Here is a 24,608-nt window from a genome sequence, read left to right as displayed (position 1 = left end):
TGCCGTCCTTGTTAATTTAACCATATTTTAATTAACCAATCATTTTTTTTAGTCGCTTGAAAAGCTTCTCTGCCGACGGCGCGCTTACCGCCTCTGACTTGATGACGACGAAGCATTCCAATCTGCATGTCTTGCAATTTCCGAGACAATCACTTTTCTTTTGCTTAATGTCCGGATAACGGTCCTTCATTGCTTTGTAGATCGGCTTCAATCCATTTTTCAAGTTTTTCCTGCAATATTTGATCTTCTTGATCCGACTCACCCCGCAGCGCAACGAAGTATTTACTCTCCACTAAATGATAATGATTATCACCCTCGTTGTCAACTGCGATTTTTTAGTACATCCAGCCCCTTAATTAGCTGACTATCCTCTCGTCCAAGCTTCTCACGAAGTCGATTGAGCAGTTGATAGCCCGTCTTATCGTTAAAGCTGCCTGTCGTTTCCAACTTCTCTGCCGACTGGAATGATTTTAAGGCTTCCACGGTTTGCGTATCAAACATGCCTTCTTTCCCAGTAGGTCCGTAGCCTAGCACAGTAAGCATTTGCTGCAGCGTCTTAACATCGTCACCGTAGCTGCCCAATTTCATATCTGAACCAATGGCTAGAGGACTGAGCTTCGTGTAGGAAGGAAGCTCGACTGCAAAATCCGGCGTTACGCCTGCTTTGTTAATCCAAGTGCCGCCTGGCGTCTTCCATTGTGCTTCCGTTAAGCTTAGTACGGAGCCGTCCTTGTATTGATTGAACGCTTGCACGACACCTTTGCCATACGTTTTCTGACCGATAACAACGGCACCCGCAGATTCTTTTAAAGCAGCAGTCAGAACCTCGCTGGCGCTTGCTGATTGTCCGTTCACCAGAACTGCAATCGGAATCGTCCATTCCTCAGCCTGATTAGATTTATAGGTAATGGTTTGACGTTCATTTTTGTATACGACATTCAAAATCACTTTATTTTTTGGTATTAATATATCAGCGATCTTGATGGTTGGCTGCAGCAATCCGCCCGGATTGGAACGCATATCCAAGAGCAAGCCCTTTAGCGGCTCCTTCGCTTGCAGCTCTGCTAGCGCAGCGATAAACTCATCTGCTGTTTTCTCTCCAAATCGACTAATCGTCACATGTCCAATTCCGTCTTCCAGCAGCTCGGAAGTAACGGTGTGGATAGGAATAGCCTCCCGCTTCAAAGACAATGAAATCAGCTCCGTCTGATTAGGACGCTGAATTTGCAAGGATAGAGTCGTTCCCTCTTCGCCTCTAACAAGGCTCAGCAACTCCTCAAGCGTTTTTCCAGTCAGCTTCACATCATTAACCGAAAGAATAATGTCACCCGGCAGAATCCCGCCTCGTTCGGCAGGCGCGCCTTTAGTAAGCCCGCTAATGACGAATTGGCCTTCCTCTTCTCTCATTTCAGCGCCGATTCCATAAATCTGGCCCTCATACGATTGCGTATAGGCATTGCCCTTCTCCTCTACGAGGTATCGTGAATAAGGATCATCAAGGGATGCAACCATCCCCTCGACAGCACCGTTAATTAATTTTTTCGGCTCCGCCCCATTCAAATAATCATTCATAATTTTGTTATAAGACACAGTAAACTGCTTAAAGGTTGGTTCCTTAAGCATAGGATATCGATTGCCTGTCCAAAGTATTCCCAGTGCGAAGCCAGCAGCCGTCAATAAAACTGCGCCAAGCACACAGAGAGTCAGAAATCGTTGTTTCGCAGCCGCTGATGTAAAATAGTTCATTTCTTCTCTTCATCTCCTAAAAAGTTTTACGAAGTAAAACTTACTTCGTAAGCATAGTCCAAGTTTTGTGATGCAAAACTTACTTCGTAAGCATTAGCCTAGTCTTGTATGTGTCATTCATTTTAGCTACAATCAACCTAATCATAAATTTATAGACCTAGAGAGGGGCTTTACCGCTAGTATGTATAAACTAATCGCAATTGATGTTGATGACACTTTGTTAACGGATGATATAACAGTAACGGAAAGCACAAAACGTGCATTGGAGGCTGCGATTGCTCAAGGCGTGATGGTTACACTCGCCACAGGCCGCATGTTTGCTTCCGCAAAAAAGATTGCCAAACAGATAGAACTCAATGTTCCTATTATTACTTATCAAGGAGCACTCGTCAAAACTCTGCTGGACGAGCAGGTTCTGTATGAGAGAAATGTCCCTACCGACGCGGCCAAAGAGCTTCATGCCTACGCTGAAGCAAACGGTCTGCATTTGCAGCTTTATGTCGATGATGAGCTTTACGGAACGGTCGATAATGACAAAATCAAAGCTTATTCCAAGCTCACAAATATTCCTTACAAAATCGCGCCTGATTTTAACAAATTAATCGAATACCCAATGAACAAAATGCTCATTATTGACGATCCAGCTAAGCTTGATGCCATTGCTGAGGAACTCAAGCCATTGATCGGAGATCGCGTCCATATCACAAAGTCTAAAGCACACTACTTGGAATTCATGCACAAGGAAGGCACCAAAGGACATGCCCTCCGTTTCATGGCTGAGCATATCGGCTGTACGATGGAGCAAACGATAGCCATTGGGGATGCATGGAATGATAATGAAATGATTAAGGCTGCAGGTCTTGGTGTAGCGATGGGCAACGCCGTTCAATCATTGAAGGACATTGCAGATTACATCACGTTATCAAATAACGAAGATGGCGTACGCCATGTTATTGAGAAATTCGTACTACATTCAGTTATTAAATAATTCCCTTCGAAAGAAGAGACCAGCCCGTCGCATTTGCGATGGGTTGGTCTCTTCTTCTCTTCATATAGCTATTCCATTTTTAGATGGAACCAACTGTTGCACCTGTTCGACCTGGAACAAAAAATGCTTCCTCCACTTCGTTTGCCGGAAGCGGCTTACTGAAATAATAGCCTTGAATTTTGCTGCAGGACTTATCCGTCAAAATATCCAGCTGATCCTTCGTCTCGATACCTTCAGCAATAACCTCCATCTTCAAATGATGCGCCATTGAAATAATGGTAGCTACAATAGCTCGATCATTGTCGTTTTCCGTAATTTCCTTAATGAAGGAGCGATCAATCTTAAGTTTATGAATGGGGAACATTTTCAAATAACTAAGCGAGCTATAACCGGTACCAAAATCATCCAGGCTAATGCGAATACCGTATTTATTTAATTGATTCAAAATACCGGAGGACACCGTCGCATCCATCATCATGCTCTCTGTTATTTCAAGCTCCAAATATTGCGGTTCAAGACCGATCTCTTCCAGCATCTTTTTAATAATTTCGGCAAGCTGCGGCTGATGGAATTGCTGTGAGGATAAATTTACTGAGATCGGAATAAGTGGGCCGCCTTCATTATGCCACTCTCGCATTTGTGTGCACGCAGTTCGCAGCACCCAATCCCCTAGCTCATTAATCATTCCTGTCTCCTCTGCAATTGGAATAAAAATACCAGGCGACAGCAGCCCTTTCACAGGATGATTCCAGCGCACCAGTGCCTCAATTCCGATCATGACTTTATCCTCTGTACGGATTTGCGGCTGATAATGCAGCAAAAGCTCGCCTCTTTCAATTGCTTTTCTAAGATCAGCCTCTAATGCAATCTTATCCAGCAATTGCTTATCCATCTCCGTTGAGAAAAATTGAAATCCATTTTTCCCTTTTCTCTTCACTTCATACATAGCGGTGTCCGCATTTTTCAGTAATTGACTCGCATCTTGTCCATGACTCGGAAATAATGCAACGCCAATGCTGCCGGATACATAATAATCATGGTCCATCAGTCGATAGGGTGTTTGCACGGCCAGTATAATCCTTTGAGCCAATTCCTTAACCTGCTCTTCGTTCTCATAATCACGGCAAAGCAAGGTGAATTCATCGCCTCCCATTCGGGCAAGCATGACCTTTTGTCCATCAATAACATCATTTATTCGACTGCTTACCAGTTGTAGAAAATGATCGCCATATGTATGACCAAGGGAATCATTGATCATTTTGAAACGATCAATATCCAGTACCATGACTGCAAATGTGCTTCCATCCTTACTTTCTTGAATAACCTCAGCGATGGACTGGTTGAATAAACGACGATTAGGCAATCCTGTAAGCTCGTCATGGAAGGCTAGATGATTAATCTTCTCCTTCGCTTTCTTCTCTTCTGTAATATCCTTGAACATAATGTAGCTGCCTACGACTTCACTATTCAAAATGACAGGCGCATTCGTTACACTCAAATCAAATCGCACGCCATCATGACGAAGAATAGCCGTTTCATGTCTCAAAGTTTCCCCAGAATAGGATCTTTGAAATATCCCCTGCACGCTTTCAAGATCCTCGCTAGCGATTATAGAATCCAGTATGCCAATCTGCTGATTCAGCAGCTGATTGCTGTTGAACCCGGTTAATTCTAAAGCAACAGAGTTGAAGCTGATAACACGAAAATGCAAATCAACAGATAGAATGCCATCCTGATTATTATCAAATAATGACTTGTACCATTTCTCGTTTTGCTTCATTTCCGACTCTTTGCCCGCGAACCGCTTTGAAACATAAACACTTGCCAGTGATAAGCTAAGCGTAATTAAGATTCCAGTTGCCAAAAAATAAGCAAGCCACTGTTGATCCATAATAACGCCATAAAAAAGCGCCGATTTATTACTGCTGTGAAAGGTAACTGCTGCCATTCCCGTATAGTGCATACCCGCTATGGCTGCTCCCATAATAATTCCGCTTCCAATTTTCTTCCAATATTTCTCTCGATCATCGCTTTTACGGAAGTAAAAGGAGAGCCACAGCGCGGCAATAGATGCGACGAGCGCAATGAGGATAGATAGTAGAAATATACCCGGATTATAAGTAACTTCGATCAGCATGGCTGCCATTCCGACATAATGCATGACCGAAATGCCCGTAGCAAGGAGCAGAGCACCCACAAATAATCTTGTCCTCGTTAGCTGATTTCTTCCCACTACATGCAGCGTAATAAATGCTGCAGCTACAGCTGCAAGTACAGAGATTAGAACGACAATAAGATCATATTCAATCGTGAAAGGCAGCTTGAATGCAAGCATCCCGACAAAGTGCATCGACCAAATGCCCATACCAAGCGATGCCGCTCCAAATAACAGCCAAGTTATTCGGGATTTCCCTGTGGATGAGGCTACCCTTCCAGCCAAATCAAATGCTGTGTACGATGCTGCCGATGCAATAATATATGAAAAAACGACTAGTAAACTATCATATGATCCGTGAACATGCTCCATCATGATCTCTCATTTCTATGTATTATGAATGACAACGGGGGTCACTCAGCTATTATACAATATACTTCTAAAAATTTTCAGAAATATTGGAATCTTTCTTTTCAGAGAGTGAAGAAGAGCCTCCCCATAGATACAGGGAGGCTCTTCTCTCATATGATGCCAGCAGTACACTCAAGAAACAGCTTTGCGTTCTTTCTTGCAGTTTGCGTTTCCGCAGTTCTTGTAAGTGCCGGTAAAGTCCAAGCGATGATCCGAAACAATAAAACCATATTCCCGCTCTAAGCGTTGTTCCAGATCAAACAGCCAATCCTCTTTAATTTCCTTGAGAGAGCCGCATTCACTGCATATTAAATGATGATGCATATGTGCATGATCCTCGTCTCGCAAGTCATACCGGGCTACACCATCACCAAAATTCATTTTCTCAACCACATGAAGCTCGGCTAGCAGCTCCAGCGTACGATATACGGTAGCAAGACCAATATCATTAAACTTTTGTTTTACAAGCATATAGACTCCCTCAGCGCTTAAATGGTCCACTTCATTTTCAAGCAGCACGCGCAGGATGATCTCACGCTGATTCGTTAGTTTGTATCCATTAGCCATCAGGTGTCGATTTATTCTATCCATTTCCGACGTGATGTTCATCATACCGGATACCTCCTCTTATTAAAAAAAGCCCCATATAATTTATTCCATATATGTAAAGGCTTACTTTTAGAATTATTATAATCTAATGGTAGTATATTTTTGCGGATTAAGCAAATGCCATATTTTCATATACGGATGACCCGCTCTTTGATATTGATAATCATTATTATATATGTTACACTTATCTTGTTCGTAAACATTACGCATAAAGGTCAGGTGAGTGCAATGAGAGAATCCATACATCCCGTTTACCATCAGGTTTTATTTTTTGATGTAACAAGCGGATATAAATTTCTGAGCGGTTCAACGAAATCCTCGAATGAAAAAATGGAATGGGGAGACGGAAACAGCTATCCCGTCATCCGTGTAGATACGAGCTCTGCCTCGCATCCTTTCTATACAGGCAAACAACGCATTTCCGATAAAGGCGGACGCGTGGATCGCTTCAACCAGCGTGTTCAACAAATGAAATAAGCATAAAATGATGTAAGGAGCTTCTAGCCGTTAACCATCCCTTATGGATTACAGCCTGAAGCTCCTTTTTTTTCATTCTATGCGCAAATCGTTATAATACGGTAGAAATACCTCCATCTATATTCACAGATGTACCTGTTACGAAGGATGCCCCATCAGACACAAGAAATGCGATAACGTTAGCCGCTTCCTGAGCACGTCCTATTCGTCCAAGCGGAATGCCATGCTTAGGATCAGCCGCAAACTCATCCCAAGTTAAATGAGGTGCCCTCGCCTGCCACATCCGTTCAATCTGTGCGCTGCGAATCAAACCGATACATACTGCATTCACGCGAATTTGCTGCGAAGCAAGATCCTTGCTCATCGCTTTGGTAAGCGCAAGACCTGCTGCACGGCTGACCGAGGTTGGAAGTGAAGAGGCAGATGGTGTTTTTCCGCCTATCGCCGTTACATTCACAATTGCGCCTCCGCCTGCATGACGCATATAAGGCAGCGCAGCGCGTGAGAAATGAACAGCGCCTAACAGCTTCAAATCAAGATCTCCCGTCCATGCATCAGAATCCACTTCCTCAAACGGCTTTGCTGCCGCCGTACCGGCATTGTTAATAAGAATATTTACAGCACCAAATCTTTCAACCGTTTCCGTTACCGCTCTGCGGGCATTCTCCGGCACCGATACATCCGCACTGATGGCTAGAGCATCTTTTCCCGTCTGCTCCTTAATTTGTTCAACTGCAAGCTTTAGAGATTCCTCATCTCTAGCGACGATAGCTACATCTGCTCCCTCCGCTGCTAATAATAAAGCCGTAGCCAGTCCAATTCCCTTGCTTCCGCCTGTAATAATGGCAACCTTTCCGTTCAAGCCAAGTTCCATCCTTCTCGCCTCCATAAAATCTATTTTTGAACCGTTTTAATAACCTTTTGGACCTCGTTGTTAATATCTATTTCCGAATCTGAGGGCAGATTAACAATGAATATACCGCCAAAAACCTGTTCAGCCTTGCCCTGCCATTCCTTGATTTTATTTTTTAGTATTTTCAGTTCAAGGGAATGAATGACCTGCTTGCTGAGCAGCCAGTTGTATCTTGTGAATTTAGATTTTTCTATCGTTTCAATATAAATGAAAACATCTTTTTCGCTTCGAACTCTTATGATATCCCCGAAAGTTACCTTCTCCGTAAAAACAGGTGTTTCCGCGATTTCATACACGTCCTCTTTCACCTGTAATACATCCAATACCTCGACCTCTTGGCCTGCGCCATCGAAGGAAAGATGCAGCTTTATGTAGTCTAGAATGCCGTTCACCCTCTATGTCAAATTTCGTATAGAAAATATGCGATTCCGGTTAACTCAGATCAACATTCGTATAATGCTCAACCGTAGGAAACGGATCATAAAAATGGTGAAGCAAGCTTTTCCATTCCAAGTATTCCGCTGACCCTCTAAAGCCAACTGTATGATCTTCGAGCGTTTCCCATCTCACTAGTAAAATATATTTGCCCTGCTCTTCCATACATTTCTGCAATTCGTGGTTTATATAACCCTTCATCTTCGAAATAATAAGCGAGGCTTTCTTAAAGTTATCTTCAAAATCATTAGTCAATCCATTCTTCACCTGTAAAATCGCCGCTTCGAGAATCACATCAGCATCTCCCTGTTCTACAGTCTAAGCCTAGCATATAGGAATAAATCGAAAAATTCCATCGCATTATATGTCTAAATTGCCATTCCTTTTAAATAATCTTAACGAGAAGAGTGCTCTTACTCCTGCTATTCTAACGAGTTTTCTATCCTATCCCTATTCGATGAAGGGGATCAAATTCCCTTTTTAACCAAAAAAGGATACTCCCTTAGGTTAGCAACCGATAAGGAGTATCCCATATGTTCTTATTAGCTTACATGCTCATTAATCATTGTTGTCGTTTCTATCCTTTTTCTTGTCCCGCTCTTCCTTTGCCTTTTTCCTTTCTTCCTTCTCTGCTTTTTTCCTCTCTTCTCGTTCTTCCTTCGCTTTTTTCATTCTTTCTTTTCTATCTTTTATTTCCTGTTCTATTTTTGATTTGATATCCTTATTCTCTTCTTGATGATCGTCAGAGACAGAGCTATCCTTATCTTTATCTTTATCTTTATCCTTCTTGCTCTCCAAGGCTGGCAGCTTGCCTAACGCTTTAGGAAAACCTATTACTGGTTCATTAACTAGAGCGCCCTCCATCAGAACTTGGAATACAGAAGCTGCGGCTTTGGAGCTTGTTCTTAAGTAATGGGAACTGTCGCTCTTGTCATAACCGAGCCAAACCGCTCCAACTAGCTGAGGGGTATAACCGACAAACCAGTTATCCTTAGCCCCGTATCCCTTTGTTCCAGACATTTCAGTTGTGCCTGATTTTCCTGCAACCGGACGCCCTTCTAGCGACGCGGCGACTCCCGTACCTTTACTCGTAACACCCTCCAGCATTGCTGTCATCATTCGAGCGGTTTCAGGCTCTGTGACCCGCACCCCCGAATTATCTTGAAACTGGGCCAATACTAATCCATCTGCCGTTTCAATACGTGAAATCGCATGTGCTGTCATTCGTGTCCCATCATTTGCGAATACACTAAAGGCTTCCGCCATCGCAAGCGGAGAAGTTCCCTCTTCCAATCCCCCGAGCGCTAAACCAAGGTTGCGATCGCCAGCTGTTAACGGGATCCCAAAGCGTTCGGCTGCATCCATACCTTTATCTATTCCAATCTCATTAAGCAGCTTAACCGCAGGAATATTATAGGAATGGATGAGAGCCTCATATAATGTCACTTTACCATGGTATGCTCCGTCCGCATTATGAGGCTCATAGCCATTTAGGTTAATAGGCTCATCCACAAGTTTATCTGATGGCTTATAGCCTTGCTCCAGCGCAGGCGTATATACCGCAATCGGCTTCATCGTCGAGCCTGGCTGGCGTTTTAGCTGCACAGCTCGATTAAAGCCGCGAAAAGGCTGATCGCCTCTGCCCCCTACTAGCGCACGAAGCCCTCCATTGCGCGGATCTACTAAGACTGCTCCGCTTTGAATGAGTTGGTCCTCCGCGCTGTTTGGAAACAAATCGTCCTTCGCATAGACTTGCTCCGCTGTCTTTTGCATTTCCGTATCTAATTCTGTATAAATACGCAGCCCGCCTTGAAGCACTTCATTTTCAGATAGCCCATATGTCGTCATGGCTTCGCGTATGATTTGATCCACGTAATAAGGGAACAAAATATCGTCAACACGATTAGGCTTGGCTTCCAGCAAATGAATAGGCTCACTGACACTTGCTTCGTATTCTTCTTTAGAAATCCACGCTTGGTCTCTCATCAATGCAAGAACAATATCTCTGCGTTCCTTGGCTTTGTCTAAATGCTTATAGGGAGTTAGCGAGGACGGTGCCTTGAGGAGACCTGCCAGCAAAGCTGATTCAGCTATCGTTAGCTGATTTGCTTCTTTCCCAAAATACGTATTCGCCGCTCTCTTGATTCCCCATGCTCCTTCACCGAAATACATCTGATTCAGATACAAGGTCATTATCTCTTCCTTATTGTAGGTTTCTTCAATTTTTTTGGCTAAAAGCACTTCATCCCATTTACGCGACCATGTTCGCTCTTGCGATAAAAAAACATTTTTGGCAAGCTGCTGCGTAATGGTACTGCCGCCCTGAACAGTGCCTCCTGCTGTTAGATTAGTCCAAAAAGCACGTCCAATCGCACGCATATCCATCCCGTTATGCTCGAAATATCGTTTATCCTCCACTGCGACAACCGCATCAATCATACCCTTAGGAATATCTTTATAGTCAATTTCTTCAATCTTATTAAAGGCTAATGAAGTCGCCTCCTGGCCTTTCATATCATACAAAATCGTTGCCGCAGGCAGCGGTTCATCAAGCTGACCGACATCCTGAGCATTTACCAGTAATCGAAAAGTCAGCCAGCCTACTAGAATAATGAGTACAACTAATGCTGCCGCTATTATTAAAATATGCTTAAGTCCCGTTTTGTCCCTTTTGGTTTTCTTGCTCGTTGGCATAGCCTGTCCCCCATAATCATGTGTCTCTACTGTTATACTCATTCGTAATGGAGGACTGTTTTAGGTACGTTTGGGCCACAGATGCCCATGTACAAAAAAATGCCAATGAACAGCAGCCTGTTCATCGGCATTCATTTTTAGTTACTCGATACGTAGTTCTAACAAACGCTAGACCACAGCATTAATTTTGAAAGCGAGCGCTTAATGAATTTATGGGGTCATGCTTTAATTTGGGATGAGGGAGCTTAGAACGACAATCCGCCATCATAGCGGTCATATTCTCTCGTTTACTCACAAACTGTCCATATTGTGCTTGTGCAATTTCATCCTCTGGATTTGCTTCTAAATAAATCTCCAGCTCTGCAATGGTCATTTCAATCTCATGCAAAATATCCTTGCCCGCATAACGAAGCTCCACAATCGTTCGTGTTGGTTTCCAAGCATTTTTCAAGCTAATATCCTCCTGCTGCCCTATCCTGTTGTTTTGCAAACAAAAAAAAAAGCAGTCCTGCAAAAATAGGGCTTCGTTAAACAGTATATGCAGGAGCAGCGATTGTAGAACGGCTAATTGGCAACTAATGATTCATCGCTGTCCCGCTGGGGTAAGTATAGACAAATCTTAACTAAGGGAGTGGTTCATATGAATACGCAACAGCGAAACGTAGAAATTGAAGAACGTCATGTGGAGAAAAAGTCAGATTCCAGCTTAGTTGCATCGACATTCATTAAATATGCAGCCTATATCGTCATCTTCTTTGGCGCTCTATACTTTCTAGTTCGATATGTATTCCCTATGTTCTAATAGGAAGGGAATAAAAACCTCTGGTTAAAGCGCATCGCTCACGGAGCGAATCGCTTTAACCAGAGGTTTATTTACTTGCTAACATGCATCATGGACCTAAAGATCTGCCAGCACTTGATACCATACGCCCTTCTTCGAATAAAGGGTTCCCTTAACCTCGGACCAACCGCCAAGGTACGTAATATCGAATAATTGTTCCGGTATTATATAGCGATCCTTCGTGTCCTCAGCAACATCCTCATTAACTGCTCGGAAACCATGCTCGACAAACAAGCGCTGCATCTCATCCTTATGGAGAAAGGCGATAAATGCTTCCGCTACCTTTCGGGTACCATGCTTTTCGACATTTTTATCCACGACGGCAGCAGGATTTTGGATAAGAATTGTACTTTTTGGTACGACGATATCATATTTGACGCCTTTCTTGATTCGAGCGAGCAGCTCATTCTCATAAGTAACAATGACGTCGCCGACACCATATTCAAAGGCAGCCATGGAAGCGCGTCCGCTCTTATCAAGCGACTCTACGTTAGCGTGAACCGCTTTTAGAAAGCTTTTTGCATACTCTGGATTCTTCGTACCCGTCTTCTCCTCGGACTTTTTCAAGCCTGCACCGTAAATCGCATTAATATCCCATTGTGCGCCGCCGGATGTTTTCGGATTCGGATATAACACCTTAACGCCCTTCCGCGTCAGGTCATCCCAATCCTTAATCTCCTTCGGATTGCCTTCACGGGTTCCAAGAACGACAACGGAATTCGTAATCATTCCTTCATTGCCTTGAGTCTTCCAATTATGCGTGATGAAACCGGCATCGGCTATTTTGTCCAGATCGCCTTCCATAGCAAGCACAGCGACATCCGCTTCAAAGCCGCCAGCGATAGCGCGAGCTTGCGTGCCTGAAGCTTCATAGGACTCTTGGAAGGTTACCTTCTGGCCCGTCTCCTCCAGCCAATAGGCTTGAAAGGCAGGAAGGATGTCAGCGAATGCATCCTTCACAACCGAATAGGCACCGATTACAAGCGTTACATCGCCGTCTTGTACGGTAGATTCAGTAGCATTGACATTCGTCTGCTCAGCATTGCTGCAGCCTGCTGCAAGCAGCAGCAGCGCGGTAAGCAGCAGCGTGAGCATGCGCTGGCTTGTGGTTCGGTTTATTTTCATATTCGCATACAACTCTTTCTCCGCAGCTTATATTTTAAATATGGATAGGCATAGGATCTACTTTTAACGTATTTTCCGCAATCCAGCTTTCGTTATCATTAAATAAGTATGCTCGATGCACCAGCACACTTACACCCTCACCGGGATGCAGCACATCTTTCTCCAGTGATCGGTACGTAATCAGCTTCGTATCGCCTACTAGAAGCTCGACCATCCATTCACTGCCGCGGAAATGCAAATGCTTCACGATTCCTGGCAAAGTCGCAGAAGCTAGCTTAATTTCACCTGGCTTGCCGATCTCAATATACTCTGGACGAATGAGTGCTTTTGTACCTGGGCGGCTTGCCGCATCCTCAAAGCCTTTAAGCTGTGAAATATCCTCCACAATTGTAGATTCACCGATAAAGCTTGCCACAAAAGGTGTTTCCGGACTTTTATAAATATCCCAAGGACTGCCCTTCTGCTCCAGCTTCCCTTTGCTAATGATCATAATCTCATCGGCGACTTCGATCGCTTCCTCTTGGTCATGCGTAACGAAAATGGAGGTGATACCCACGCGCTCAATCATTTCCTTCAGCCATGTTCTTAGCTCTGTACGAATTTTCGCATCTATTGCTGCAAATGGCTCATCGAGCAGCAGCAATTGCGGCTCAGGCGCAAGCGCTCTTGCGAAGGCTACGCGCTGACGTTGTCCGCCGGACAGCTGATGCGCATAACGATGCTCAAAGCCTTTGAGACCCGTCAGCTCTACCAAATACATGACTCGCTCACGGATTTTCTCCTTGGATTGCTTCTTTACCTTTAAACCAAAGGCGATATTATCATAAACGGTCATATGCTTGAACAGTGCATAGTTTTGAAATACAAAGCCGATTCCACGTTCCTGCGGCGGAAGATCATTTACGCGTTTTCCATGAAAAATGATATCACCAGAGGTAGGTGTCTCAAGTCCTGCCAACATACGAAGTATGGATGTTTTACCGCCGCCGCTCGGTCCGAGCAAGCCAATCAAATGACCTTTTTCGATTTCAAAGCTAACATTTTGCACAGCATGGAAATCTCCAAAGCTTTTGTTTAAATTCCGCACTTCAATATGCATGGCTCAATGCACTTCCTTCCTTTTTTTAGCCCATTCCATCAGCAGCAGCAAACCAACGGAAAATGCCGCAAGCACCAAAGCAACGCCATTTGCAGCTACCACATTAAAGTTTTCTACATCCTGATAAACGAGTGTCGTAGCGGTTTGCGTCTTATTCATAATGTTGCCGGATACGACGAGTACGGCCCCGAACTCGCCTAGTGACCTCGCCACTGTCAAAACAACGCCGTAGATAACGCCCCATCTAATGGAAGGCCAAGTTACCTTCCAAAAAGTGTACCAAGAGTAAGCGCCCAGCGTTGAAGCTGCTTCCTCCTGTTGGGTTCCTATTTCTTGCAGAACAGGCATCACCTCACGCACCATAAGCGGGAAGGTAACGAATAGCGTCGCTAGAATCATCCCTGGCAGCGCATATACGATTTTGAAGCCTGCATCCTCGAAGAATGCACCCATTACTGTATTGGGTCCTAAAATGAGTACAATCATCAGACCGCCGATTACTGGTGATACTGCAAAAGGCAAATCAACGAGACTATTCAATAGCCGCTTTAGCCGGCGCCCAATCCATTCTGCACGAACCAGATAAATAGCAAGCATAATCCCGAACAATGTGTTTAAAGCTGTGACAACGATTACGATAATGCCTGTCATCATAAGCGCATGCAGGGATTGCGGGCGCGTAATACCTTCGACAAAGCCGCTCCATCCATCCGCCCATGAGCCGGTAAATATTTTGATCAACGGTATGATAAGCAATAGTACAAACACGATATAAGTTAACGTAATCCATAATCTTCTAATCATAGGCCGCTCCTCCTGCTCTGAATGAGGTTAACGGTCCATAGAATAACAAAAGACAGAGTCAGCAACAGTACAGATACAGCTGCAGCACCTTGGGGATTACTGCTTTCAATCTCTCCGAAAATGTATACGGAAGCAATCAATGTCTTGCCTGGAATGTTGCCGGCTACTAATACAACAGCTCCAAATTCCGCGATCCCGCGTGAAAATGCAAGCATCGCACCACTCAAAATACCTGGCAGCATCATTGGAAAAATAACGCTAAAAAATGTTTTTACCCGTGTAGCGCCTAACGTATAAGCTGCTTCTTCCTCTGATTTATCCATTTCCTCAAGGAGAGGCTGAATCGCCCGAATAACGAACGGAAAGGTTACAAACAGCATCGCAACGACAATGGCTGGTTCATGGAACACAATTTCAATTCCAAGCTTCTGAGCCAGGCTCCCTACAAAGCTATTAGGACCTAACAACAACAAAATCATTAGGCCTCCTACCGCTGTAGGCAATGCAAAGGGCAAATCAACTAAGCTATTCAGAAGTCTGCGTCCCGGGAACCGATAGCGGATTAGCACCCAGCCTATCATGGTTCCAAGAAACATGTTAAGGACCGTCGCAATGACCGCTAACTTCACAGTGAGCAGAACAGCTTTCCAAGCCAGCGGATCGGATATACTTTCCCAAAAAGGATTCCATCCAAGCGAAAAGGATTGCGTATAGATGCCGACGATTGGTAGAACGATGAGGATGATAAAATAAAGCAGTATGGTGCTTCGAAAACCAAAGCTCCACCCTTTTCCGCGAAACCATGCATTCACTGTAGCTTGACCTCCAAACCATCGGCTCGTGCCGTAGGACTAACAAACAAAGTAAAACAATAATTCCTATGACAATACTAGGTATTAATAATGTAGCATCCGAAATGGGATTAAGTCAATCCTATTTTTAGAAATTCTAATGGCTTTCATTTCAATTTCTTATAAGTATTTGCAAGCTGTTTTCTAGGTGCATGCAAAAAAGAGGAGACCGGCATATTGCCGATACTCCTCTTTCTCTATTCGCCTTCAATATAGTAAACATTATCGCCTTCAGAAATGATTGCTTGCCCTTGCGTGAGATCGGTTATCCATGCGATAAACGCTTCTGCTTGGGTCGTCTCAGGCAGGCATCGCACGATGACACGATCCGTAAAATCCGTCCCGCCAACGCGCGTGCCTTTGCCATGCAGCTCATTTTCCAGCTTGCCGTACCATGTATAATCCACATCAACGAAAACCTCGCGATGAAGAACCTTAACAATCTCATCAGCCGCCTCTATACCAGCAACCGCTCCGTCGGTATAAGCTCGAACAAGCCCGCCTGCACCCAGCATAATGCCGCCAAAATATCGCGTCACTACGACAGCAACGTTTTTCAAGCCTTTGTGCTTTATGACCTCAAGAATCGGTTTGCCTGCTGTACCGCTCGGCTCGCCATCATCGGACGCCTTCTGAAACTGATCTCGTTCCCCTACAAGATACGCTGAGCAATTATGTGTCGCTTGTCGATGGAGAAGCTTGATTTCGTTAATGAAAGCAACAGCTTCCTCCTCTGTCTCCACAGGCTTAGCATAACCGATGAATCGAGATTTCTTAATGACGATCTCTGCGTAATCCTCCCGCCTGACCGTTGAATACTTATCCAGCATAGGTTGTGACTCCCGTATACCGGTCCTGCCGGTTTATTACAGCCGTGCTTCCAGCTCGGCTTTTTCTTTCTCAAAGCCTGGTTTACCAAGCAATGCAAACATGTTTTTCTTGTAAGCTTCTACGCCCGGTTGGTCGAATGGATTAACACCAAGCAAGTAACCGCTGATTCCGCATGCTTTCTCGAAGAAATAGACAAGATAGCCGAATGTATATGGCGTCATGTCTGCAATGTTAACGATCAGGTTCGGTACTTGGCCATCTGTATGTGCAAGAAGCGTTCCTTCGAATGCTTTTTTGTTAACAAAGTCCATTGTTTTGCCTGTAAGGAAGTTTAGACCATCCAAATCCGCAGCGTCAGCCTCAATCGAAATGTGCTCAGCTACTTCTTTTACTTGAATGACTGTTTCAAAAATATTCCGGTTGCCCTCTTGGATAAACTGACCCATGGAGTGCAAATCTGTTGAGAAATCAACAGCAGCAGGGAAGATACCTTTGTAGTCCTTGCCTTCGCTCTCGCCGAATAGCTGTTTCCACCACTCCGAAACGAAATGCAATGAAGGCTCGTAGTTAACAAGAATTTCAGTTGCTTTGCCTTTGCGGTAAAGCGCGTTGCGAGCTGCCGCATATTGGTAAGCTTCGTTTTCTGCAAGGTTTGGATTGCTGTATTCCTTGGAAGCATCTGCTGCGCCTTGCATGATGGAATCAATACTGATGCCAGCTGCTGCAATTGGCAATAGACCTACAGCTGTTAGAACGGAATAACGTCCGCCTACATCATCTGGGATGATGAATGATTCATAGCCTTCTTCAGTGGAAAGCTTTTTCAATGCGCCTTTCTCGCTGTCCGTTGTTGCGTAGATACGTTTGCGAGCTTCTTCTTTGCCATATTGCTTCTCAAGCGCTGCCCGGAATACGCGGAATGCGATAGCCGGCTCAGTGGTTGTGCCTGATTTCGAAATTACGTTGATTGACCAGTCGCGACCTTCAATCAATTGCAATAAATGAGTCACATAAGTAGAGCTGATGTTATTGCCAGCGAAAAGCACTTGAGGCGTTTTACGCTGCTCTTTCGGTAAAATATTATAGAATGAGTGTGAAAGCATCTCGATTGCTGCGCGAGCGCCAAGATATGAACCGCCGATGCCGATTACGATCAGCACTTCGGAGTCGGATTTAATCTTATCAGCAGCCTTCTGAATGCGAGCGAACTCTTCTTTATCATAGTTAGTCGGAAGGTCGATCCAACCCAAATAATCTGAGCCTGTACCTGTTCCGTTATGTAATTGATCATGCGCAAGGCGAACGGACTCTGCCAAATAATCAATCTCATGCTTGCCGACAAATGTCAGCGCTTTGCTGTAATCAAATTGAACTGTTTTACTCATAGTAACGTGAACCTCCTCAAGATTGTGCGAAGCAAAAATCGCTTCGTATGAACACCCTTTGTTTTGTTGAATCCAAACTTCTTCGAAAGCCTGTGCTAAAATAAATGACAGCAGTCAGGCTTTTTTTCAACTTAGCATCTACAATATCGGATTTACACCACAAAAACAAGCACCGCAACAATGAAAACTTGATGAAGTTTCTGTATAATTAAATAAATAGACCCTTAAGAGTGGAGGAATGAATGATGAAAAAGATCGGATTTATAGGATTAGGTGTTATGGGTATAGGCATGGCAACCAATTTACTCAAAAAAGGATACGAAGTATCCATTTACAATCGTACGCCAGGTAAAGCAGCAGCCTTGCTAGAGCTAGGTGCAGTTGAGCTTCAATCCCCAGCTGAGGTTGTGAAAGCCGTCGATATGGCAATCACCATGATCAGCAACGATGCGGCAATTCGTGAAGTCTATTGGGGAGAAAATGGCGTTTTCGCCGGTGCGCGCAGCGGAATTATCCTCATTGACAGCAGTACGATTTCCCCTGCACTTGCGAAAGAACTGGCTGCATCAGCTGAAGCTCTCGGTGCCTCTTTCCTTGACGCTCCCGTAACAGGCAGCAAGCCTGCAGCAGAGGACGGCACGCTTGTATTCATGGTAGGCGGCCCAGAAGAAGTACTTCAAAGTGCTGAGCCCGTGCTTCTGGCAATGGGACGCAAGGTTATTCCCATGGGACCGAACGGCAGCGGATCGACTGCCAAGCTAGCGCATAATACAATCGTTGGCATAAATGTTGTCGCGCTGGTTGAGGGCATGGCAATCGCTGCAAGCGGCGGTATTGACGGCAGCAAGTTCATTGAGCTCGTTCAATCCGGCGGTGCTGCAAGTAAATCAGCCGAGCTGAAGGGCGCTAAGCTCCTTGAAGGCAACTATGATGTGCAATTCTCACTTGAGCTCATGCTAAAGGACTTAAAACTATCCTCCATCCTCTCCGATAGTCTTAAAGTTCCAACTCCGCTGTTAGAAGCGGCTAAGGGCTTATTCCAAGTTGGAGATTCTATGGGACTAGGCGAGCTTGACATGTGCAGTGTGGGTCAAGCCTATGAGCAGTGGATCGGTCGCAAGCTTAGCGGACGTGAGTAGAATGAACTAAGCAGTTAACGTATCAAAAAGAGGGGTTATCCATGGCTATTAACCATGGATAACCCCTCTTGCTATAGGCTAAGTATCGGTTTTCTTAATAATAAGGTGCGATCATCAAGTAAACGACTACACCAGTGAAGCTGACATACAGCCAGATCGGCATCGTCCATCTTGCGATTTTGCGATGTTTATCTACCTTCATTTGCAGTCCGCGCACTGCAGATATTAAAGCTAAAGGCACAATAACGATAGCCAATAGGATATGTGTAATCAAAACGAAGAAATAGATTGAACGAAGGATACCTTCGCCGCCGTAAGATGTTGATTCCGTCAAGTAGTGATAAGCCACATAGGAAACAAGAAAAAAGGTTGTAGATACAAAGGCTGCTCCGATAAAAGCGCGATGCATCCGTACATTCTTCTTCAAAATAGCAATTAGTGCTACCAGCAGCGCAATAAACGTAAAGCTGTTGAAAATTGCATTCAATAGAGGCAAAATTTTAACATCAAAGCCAATCTCGCCGTCATAGGCAGGCAAGAAAAATAGAACCGCTATAAGCCCGACAAGAACGACTGTTAAAATCGAAATGAGCGGTGTATAGTTTTTTTCCTTCATGGTGCTAGTCCCTCCTAAAAGTTTTGCAAATGACTCTAATAGTTATCCGCATAGTCTTATATCTTGCCTTAACTTTATCCCATTCCCTCCCTTAAAACAATTCCATATCACTCATCTTTGTAACAGAAAAACGAATATTCCAAGTCAATGCTGCGAACAGCTCCTATCCGCGTGCCTTCCCTACAAAAAAAGGAAGGCTGAACCCCTAAGAGGTACAGCCTTCCTTCTTTTCTTATACAGCTTACTCGTAGATATACGAGCAGCAATAATCTGTTACTTCAGCAACTTGAAGTTTGAACTTCGTGTTTGCAGCCACTTTGAATTCGCCTTCGCCTTGAATGTGCAGCCATTCCGTCTCGCCTGGCAGCAGCACTTTCAAATCACCAGCCAAAATCTCCATGATTTCGATGCAGTCCGTTCCGAACTCGTAGTCGCCTGGCAGCATAATGCCAAGCGTTTTTTTCGTGCCGTCCGCAAAAACGACAGCGCGGCTCGTTACTTTACCTTCAAAATAGACATTCGCTTTTTTGATAACCGTTACATTTTCGAATTGAGACATGGTTGCGGAAATCTCCTTTATATATCGGATGCGTAGGCTGCGGCTTGAATGCCGTTATTACAGCAATGCTTTTACTTTGCTTACAACATTCTCAACCGTGAAGCCATACTCTTGGATTACACGATCGCCAGGTGCGGATGCGCCGAAACGGTCGATAGCAAGAATGTCGCCATTATCTCCTGTGTAACGCTCCCAGCCAAATGGATGAGCCATTTCGATAGCTAGGCGAGCTTTAACTTCTGGAAGAATGACGGAATTTTTGTATTCCTTCGATTGCTTCTCGAAGAGATCGAAGCTTGGCATGCTGACGACACGAACTTGGATGCCCTCTTCTGCCAACGCTTTTTGAGCTGCAACTGCAAGCTGTACTTCGGAGCCAGTAGCAAGAATTTGTGCTTGCGGCTTGCCGTTTGCTGCATCGGATACAACGTATGCTCCGCGGCGAACTTTAGCATGTGTATCTTCCAATGCGCCTTCTAGAATCGGCAAGTTTTGACGAGTCAATACAAGCGCTACTGGATTTCCTTGGTTTTCAACCGCGTAAGCCCATGCTGCAGATGTTTCATTCGCATCAGCTGGACGGATAACAGTAAGACCTGGGATGATACGGATTGAAGCAAGTTGCTCAATCGGCTCATGTGTAGGGCCGTCTTCACCAACAGCAATACTGTCATGCGTCAATACATAAACGACTGGCAGTTGCATGAGTGCAGCAAGACGAATGGCAGGACGAAGGTAATCCGTAAATACGAAGAATGTACCTCCGAATACTTTCAAACCAGTATGCAATGCGATACCGTTCATTGCAGCAGCCATACCGAACTCACGAACGCCGTAATAAAGATTGCGGCCATCGTAACTGCCCGGTTTGAATTGCGTCATACCTTTAAGGTGAGTCATTGTTGAGCTTTCTAGGTCAGCAGAACCGCCAAAAATAGTCGGAGCATTTTTCGCTAGACCGTTAAGCGCGTTACCCGAAGCAACTCGAGTCGATACAGGCTTGTCATCAGCTGTGTAGACAGGAAGGTCTGCATCCCAGCCTTCTGGCAATGCGCCAGAAATGGCAAGCTCGAATTGAGCTGCAAGCTCAGGGAAAGCTGCTTTATAAGCTGCAAAAGCAGTATCCCATGCTGCGTTTGCTTTTTCGCCGTTGCTTTTCACTTCAGCAAAATGCGAACGAACCTCATCCGGCACGTGGAATTGGTGATCTTCTGACCAGCCATAAGCTTGTTTCGTTAGTTTTGTTTCGTCAGCGCCAAGCGGAGATCCGTGAGGACCAGCATGACCGCCTTTGCCGCCTTTGTTCGGGCTGCCGTAGCCGATTATTGTTTTCACTTCGATCAAAGTCGGTTTGGAAAGATCCGCTTGAGCATCAGCAACAGCTTTTGCTAGTGCATCAAGATCATTTCCGTCCTCAACGCGAAGCACTTGCCAGCCGTAGCCTTCAAAACGTTTTTGTACGCTTTCGGAGTAGGAAAGATCCAAAGCTCCGTCAAGTGAGATATCATTGGAATCATATAGAACAACCAATTTGCCAAGTTTCAAGTGACCTGCAAAGGAAGCAGCCTCGTGAGAGATACCTTCCATTAAGTCGCCATCACCGCAAATGGAGTAAGTGAAGTGGTTAATGATGTCATGGCCTTCTTTATTGTAAGTAGCCGCAAGCTGCGCTTCCGCAATTGCCATACCAACAGCCATTGCAACACCTTGTCCAAGCGGACCAGTCGTTGCATCAACACCAGCAGTGTGGCCAAACTCAGGGTGTCCTGGAGTCAATGAGCCCCATTGACGGAAGTTTTTCAGTTCTTCAAGCGGCAGATCATAGCCGGAAAGGTGAAGCAGGCTGTATAGCAGCATGGAGCCGTGACCCGCGGAAAGTACAAAGCGGTCGCGGTTAATCCATGTCGGATTCGCTGGGTTGTGAGTCATATTTTTTGCAAACAGCTGATAGCCCATTGGAGCAGCGCCCATTGGCATACCAGGGTGGCCTGATTTCGCTTTCTCAATAGAATCGATCGCCAGTGTACGGATCGTATCGATCGAAAGCTGATCAATTGATTTTTGTGTAACAGTCATTCCAATTCCTCCTATAATCTTATCTCATCTAATTTTCGTCTCGCCATAAGAAACCTATATAGCGATGCAGCGTCATACCAGTACGCAATAACTTTGAATATTGTATCACTCTGAATGCTTCAATGCTATCTCAAAAAACAGAAAACTTGCATAAAAATACAGTTAGTTGAATACAACTGTTTTGTTTTGGTGGACAAGAACGCGGTCCTCAATATGCCATTTTACCGCACGCGCCAGCACGACACGTTCGATTGTACGGCCAATACGTTTCAAATCATCCACATTGTCGCGATGACTTACACGCTGAACGTCTTGCTCGATAATCGGTCCGCCATCCAACTCTTCCGTCACGTAATGTGCAGTTGCACCGATAATTTTCACACCGCGATTGTAAGCTTGCGCATACGGCTTCCCGCCAACAAAAGCAGGTAGGAAGGAATGGTGGATATTTATGATACGATTCGGGAATTGCTCGATAAACTTCGGCGAAATGATTTGCATGTAGCGGGCTAAAACAATAATATCTGCCTTATCTGCTACCACTTCCATCTGCTTGCGCTCTGCTTCATCCTTCGTGGTTGCTGTAACCGGGATGTGATGGTAAGGAATACCGAATGACTCCACAAGCTCACGCATATCTGGATGATTACTAATAACCATAGAGATATCCGCATCTAGGTCGCCAGCTTTCCATTGCCATAACAACTCAAGCAGACAATGATCTTCCTTGGATACGAAAACAGCAAGACGCTTCTTGCGGCTGGCGCGGAATGTATGCCACTTCATATCGAAACGATCAGCTACTCTTGCAAAGTCCTCCACCAGCACAGGCAATTCCTTATCTAGATCCTGTAAATCGAACTCGAAGCGGATAAAGAACATTCCGCCCTCCGGGTCCATTGTATATTGATCAGATTGAACGATATTTGCACCGTGCTCATATAGGAAGTGAGATACTGCAGCCACTATTCCTGAACGATCTGGACAAGCAATGAGCATGCGCGCACGACCATTGTTTCCACTTACTCCTTTATTTTGTTGCGGGTTAGATTGAGATGACATTACATTCAAACTTCCTTCCTTTAGCTAATACTATACATTTGCAAGTAAAGATTTACCGCCAAACCAAGCAACAAGCCTTTGGTTGACTTGTTCCTCTGTTAATGAGCTCGACAATGCTTCACCTGCGATAATCAGATCATACAAGCGTTCCATCGGCTCGCGAGGGTCAGCTTTTTTCGCTTTTGCATCATTTTTGAGCAATTCCCACGTAGAGAGTACGAATAGTCTAGGATCAATTTCTTGCTTGCCAAAAAAGTGATGCAAACGCTCAACGTCCTCGAAGAACGTTTCACCAAAGCGATTTCGAGCATTGCCGCTTAGCAATGCAATTTCCGCTTCATACATTGGACGCTCTGTCTTGTCTTCCTTGCCAATCCAAGGAGTCTCAAGAATGAACGGGCGGCCCTGGAGTCCTTCATGATTTACGATTCTAGAAATCGCATCATGTCCAAGCCAGCCAGCGCCAATCGGAGCATGTCTATCCTTGCCTGCACCGCGCGTGTTTTTACTATCATTCACGTGAACAACCGCTACGCGATCGAGACCAACGGTACGATCAAATTGCGCAAGAACGCCATCCAAATCATCAACTAAATCATAGCCGGCATCATGCATATGACAAGTATCCATACAAACCGTCAAGCGGTGGTTATCTTCAACCTTGTCCATAATAGCTGCCAGTTCCTCAAAGCTGCGGCCAATTTCAGTCCCTTTGCCAGCCATCGTCTCTAGCGCGATATTCACATTTGTATCCTTCGTCCCTGCAAGAACCTCATTTAAGCCCTCAGCTATACGAGCAATACCAAATTCTGCATCCTTGTCTGTATAAGCGCCGGGATGTAGGACAATATTACGAACACCAATATGGTCCGTTCTGCGAATTTCTTCCTGTAAAAAAGATACTGCGAGCTCATATGTAGCGTCTTTGTATGAGCCTAAATTAACAATGTATGGCGCATGCACAACAATCTCTTGGATGCCGGATTTCTCCATCAGTGCTTTGCCTTCTTCAATATATAGCGTATCGATTGGTTTCCTTCTAGTGTTCTGAGGTGCACCTGTGTAGATCATAAATGTGCCTGAGCCGTACGACACTGCTTCCGTTGCAGCAGTGAGCAGCCCCTTGTCCGAAAATGATACATGGGAACCTATTTTTAACATGACTTTTTCGCCCCTTTCGGTTGATCAAACCTTATTTTACAAGGAATGTCGAAATAAATCTAGGAATACGGTATAATTCATTATTGAGGTGAAAGACACTTATGAAAACAACGCCTGATTGGTTCATGTATTTTATCGTTTTTTGGGCAATCGTCATGGTTGTAGCGATGTCGATTGGCGGGTTTTTCATGTTTAGAAAGTTCCTCAAGGTGCTTCCAATGCGCGACGGAAAATCCAAGCTCGATTGGCAGAACTACTGGGTAGAACGAAGCCGCAGCATGTGGAATGATGATTCCAAGGAGCTGTTGGATGAGCTGGTATCGCCGGTCCCAAGCGCTTTTCGCGATATAGCTAAACACTCCATTGCCGCCAAAATCGGTCAAGTTGCAATCGAAAATGGCTCGTCGACTGTCACACGCGCACATTGTATTGAAGGCTACATAAGAGCAACTCCAAAACGTGACTACCGAAGCTTAGTTACTTTCCTTGATCGTCGTGGAATTGATTACGCTCCCTATAAGCATCTACTTAATAAATGAGTTTAAGCCGCCTTGTGCTGCTTAAACTCATTTATAATTTCTGCACCGCTTAGCTGCATTTGCGTCATTATGGAATGATGAGTTTAAATAAA

26 protein-coding genes are annotated in these 24,608 nt (G+C 44.7%); 5 read left to right on the top strand and 21 right to left on the bottom strand.

Annotated elements, in window-relative coordinates:
• Positions 1–31 precede the first annotated feature (31 nt).
• Genes AC0YOD_RS17770 through AC0YOD_RS17760 form a run of 3 tightly spaced genes read right to left on the bottom strand, consistent with a single transcriptional unit; the run spans position 32 to position 1,746 of the window.
• Positions 32–190 (bottom strand): DUF1450 domain-containing protein, encoded by a 159-nt coding sequence (locus AC0YOD_RS17770; RefSeq protein ID WP_475800658.1) that lies wholly within the window; start codon positions 188–190, stop codon positions 32–34.
• Positions 165–293: a hypothetical protein gene (locus AC0YOD_RS17765; RefSeq protein ID WP_475800657.1), complete on the bottom strand. Its 129-nt coding sequence runs from the start codon at positions 291–293 to the stop codon at positions 165–167. Before AC0YOD_RS17765 ends, AC0YOD_RS17770 begins: the two co-directional genes overlap by 26 nt.
• A gap of 28 nt (positions 294–321) precedes the next feature.
• On the bottom strand, positions 322–1,746 hold the full coding sequence (locus AC0YOD_RS17760) for a S41 family peptidase (RefSeq protein ID WP_475800656.1): 1,425 nt from the start codon (positions 1,744–1,746) through the stop codon (positions 322–324).
• Positions 1,747–1,927: 181 nt separating this feature from the next.
• Here AC0YOD_RS17760 and AC0YOD_RS17755 point away from each other — a divergent pair, with 181 nt between their 5' ends.
• Positions 1,928–2,734, top strand: a complete 807-nt coding sequence (locus AC0YOD_RS17755; RefSeq protein ID WP_475800655.1) for a Cof-type HAD-IIB family hydrolase — start codon at positions 1,928–1,930, stop codon at positions 2,732–2,734.
• A gap of 79 nt (positions 2,735–2,813) precedes the next feature.
• Here the strand turns inward: AC0YOD_RS17755 and AC0YOD_RS17750 are convergent, their stop codons facing one another.
• A complete protein-coding gene (locus tag AC0YOD_RS17750) occupies positions 2,814–5,261 on the bottom strand; it encodes a bifunctional diguanylate cyclase/phosphodiesterase (protein WP_475800654.1) in 2,448 nt (815 codons plus the stop codon).
• A 171-nt stretch (positions 5,262–5,432) separates the two neighbouring features.
• Positions 5,433–5,912 (bottom strand): ferric iron uptake transcriptional regulator, encoded by a 480-nt coding sequence (gene fur, locus AC0YOD_RS17745; protein WP_475800653.1) that lies wholly within the window; start codon positions 5,910–5,912, stop codon positions 5,433–5,435.
• Positions 5,913–6,137: 225 nt separating this feature from the next.
• Between fur and AC0YOD_RS17740 the strand changes: the two genes are divergently transcribed.
• Entirely contained in the window at positions 6,138–6,386 is a 249-nt protein-coding gene (locus AC0YOD_RS17740; RefSeq protein ID WP_475800652.1) for a type B 50S ribosomal protein L31, read from the top strand.
• Positions 6,387–6,477: 91 nt separating this feature from the next.
• Here the strand turns inward: AC0YOD_RS17740 and AC0YOD_RS17735 are convergent, their stop codons facing one another.
• From AC0YOD_RS17735 to AC0YOD_RS17715, 5 genes are all read right to left on the bottom strand, one after another.
• Positions 6,478–7,260, bottom strand: a complete 783-nt coding sequence (locus tag AC0YOD_RS17735; protein WP_475800651.1) for an SDR family NAD(P)-dependent oxidoreductase — start codon at positions 7,258–7,260, stop codon at positions 6,478–6,480.
• A 20-nt stretch (positions 7,261–7,280) separates the two neighbouring features.
• A complete protein-coding gene (locus tag AC0YOD_RS17730; protein ID WP_475800650.1) occupies positions 7,281–7,691 on the bottom strand; it encodes a hypothetical protein in 411 nt (136 codons plus the stop codon).
• A 40-nt stretch (positions 7,692–7,731) separates the two neighbouring features.
• On the bottom strand, positions 7,732–8,028 hold the full coding sequence (locus AC0YOD_RS17725) for an antibiotic biosynthesis monooxygenase family protein (protein WP_475800649.1): 297 nt from the start codon (positions 8,026–8,028) through the stop codon (positions 7,732–7,734).
• Positions 8,029–8,292: 264 nt separating this feature from the next.
• On the bottom strand, positions 8,293–10,470 hold the full coding sequence (locus AC0YOD_RS17720) for a transglycosylase domain-containing protein (RefSeq protein ID WP_475800648.1): 2,178 nt from the start codon (positions 10,468–10,470) through the stop codon (positions 8,293–8,295).
• 139 nt (positions 10,471–10,609) lie between these two features.
• Complete coding sequence (locus AC0YOD_RS17715) at positions 10,610–10,879, bottom strand: hypothetical protein (protein ID WP_475800647.1); 270 nt, start codon at positions 10,877–10,879, stop codon at positions 10,610–10,612.
• Positions 10,880–11,068: 189 nt separating this feature from the next.
• Between AC0YOD_RS17715 and AC0YOD_RS17710 the strand changes: the two genes are divergently transcribed.
• Positions 11,069–11,230 carry a hypothetical protein gene (locus AC0YOD_RS17710; RefSeq protein ID WP_475800646.1) on the top strand — a complete coding sequence of 54 codons (162 nt, stop codon included), beginning with the start codon at positions 11,069–11,071 and terminating at the stop codon, positions 11,228–11,230.
• A 96-nt stretch (positions 11,231–11,326) separates the two neighbouring features.
• On the opposite strand, the gene AC0YOD_RS17705 is transcribed toward AC0YOD_RS17710, so the two are convergent.
• From AC0YOD_RS17705 to AC0YOD_RS17680, 6 genes are all read right to left on the bottom strand, one after another.
• Positions 11,327–12,394: a sulfate ABC transporter substrate-binding protein gene (locus AC0YOD_RS17705; RefSeq protein ID WP_475800645.1), complete on the bottom strand. Its 1,068-nt coding sequence runs from the start codon at positions 12,392–12,394 to the stop codon at positions 11,327–11,329.
• A 34-nt stretch (positions 12,395–12,428) separates the two neighbouring features.
• Positions 12,429–13,493 (bottom strand): sulfate/molybdate ABC transporter ATP-binding protein, encoded by a 1,065-nt coding sequence (locus AC0YOD_RS17700; RefSeq protein ID WP_475800644.1) that lies wholly within the window; start codon positions 13,491–13,493, stop codon positions 12,429–12,431.
• Positions 13,494–13,496: 3 nt separating this feature from the next.
• Positions 13,497–14,294: a sulfate ABC transporter permease subunit gene (locus AC0YOD_RS17695; protein ID WP_475801026.1), complete on the bottom strand. Its 798-nt coding sequence runs from the start codon at positions 14,292–14,294 to the stop codon at positions 13,497–13,499.
• Positions 14,294–15,109, bottom strand: a complete 816-nt coding sequence (cysT, locus tag AC0YOD_RS17690) for a sulfate ABC transporter permease subunit CysT (RefSeq protein WP_475800643.1) — start codon at positions 15,107–15,109, stop codon at positions 14,294–14,296. Before cysT ends, AC0YOD_RS17695 begins: the two co-directional genes overlap by 1 nt.
• Positions 15,110–15,345: 236 nt before the next feature.
• The gene (locus AC0YOD_RS17685; RefSeq protein ID WP_475800642.1) at positions 15,346–15,978 is read right to left on the bottom strand and encodes a YigZ family protein; all 633 of its coding nucleotides are present in this window, start codon (positions 15,976–15,978) and stop codon (positions 15,346–15,348) included.
• A 36-nt stretch (positions 15,979–16,014) separates the two neighbouring features.
• On the bottom strand, positions 16,015–17,364 hold the full coding sequence (locus tag AC0YOD_RS17680) for a glucose-6-phosphate isomerase (RefSeq protein ID WP_475800641.1): 1,350 nt from the start codon (positions 17,362–17,364) through the stop codon (positions 16,015–16,017).
• A gap of 245 nt (positions 17,365–17,609) precedes the next feature.
• On the opposite strand from AC0YOD_RS17680, the gene AC0YOD_RS17675 reads away from it, so the two are divergent.
• Positions 17,610–18,503, top strand: coding sequence for an NAD(P)-dependent oxidoreductase (locus AC0YOD_RS17675; protein ID WP_475800640.1), 894 nt, complete (start codon positions 17,610–17,612; stop codon positions 18,501–18,503).
• Between the two features lie 94 nt (positions 18,504–18,597).
• Here the strand turns inward: AC0YOD_RS17675 and AC0YOD_RS17670 are convergent, their stop codons facing one another.
• The 5 genes from AC0YOD_RS17670 to AC0YOD_RS17650 form a co-directional block, all read right to left on the bottom strand.
• Complete coding sequence (locus AC0YOD_RS17670) at positions 18,598–19,119, bottom strand: DUF420 domain-containing protein (RefSeq protein ID WP_475800639.1); 522 nt, start codon at positions 19,117–19,119, stop codon at positions 18,598–18,600.
• A gap of 241 nt (positions 19,120–19,360) precedes the next feature.
• Complete coding sequence (gene ppnP, locus AC0YOD_RS17665; RefSeq protein ID WP_475800638.1) at positions 19,361–19,678, bottom strand: pyrimidine/purine nucleoside phosphorylase; 318 nt, start codon at positions 19,676–19,678, stop codon at positions 19,361–19,363.
• 57 nt (positions 19,679–19,735) lie between these two features.
• Entirely contained in the window at positions 19,736–21,754 is a 2,019-nt protein-coding gene (gene tkt, locus AC0YOD_RS17660; RefSeq protein ID WP_475800637.1) for a transketolase, read from the bottom strand.
• Positions 21,755–21,916: 162 nt separating this feature from the next.
• Positions 21,917–22,816, bottom strand: a complete 900-nt coding sequence (gene purU, locus AC0YOD_RS17655) for a formyltetrahydrofolate deformylase (protein WP_475800636.1) — start codon at positions 22,814–22,816, stop codon at positions 21,917–21,919.
• A gap of 30 nt (positions 22,817–22,846) precedes the next feature.
• Positions 22,847–23,977 carry a deoxyribonuclease IV gene (locus AC0YOD_RS17650; RefSeq protein WP_475800635.1) on the bottom strand — a complete coding sequence of 377 codons (1,131 nt, stop codon included), beginning with the start codon at positions 23,975–23,977 and terminating at the stop codon, positions 22,847–22,849.
• A 101-nt stretch (positions 23,978–24,078) separates the two neighbouring features.
• On the opposite strand from AC0YOD_RS17650, the gene AC0YOD_RS17645 reads away from it, so the two are divergent.
• Complete coding sequence (locus AC0YOD_RS17645; RefSeq protein ID WP_475800634.1) at positions 24,079–24,516, top strand: DUF2621 domain-containing protein; 438 nt, start codon at positions 24,079–24,081, stop codon at positions 24,514–24,516.
• Positions 24,517–24,608 lie beyond the last annotated feature (92 nt).

The organism is Paenibacillus sp. J31P13 (assembly GCF_056269295.1).
The sequence above is the reverse complement of the archived record's forward strand: the minus strand, read 5'-3'. Positions and strand labels throughout refer to the sequence as shown.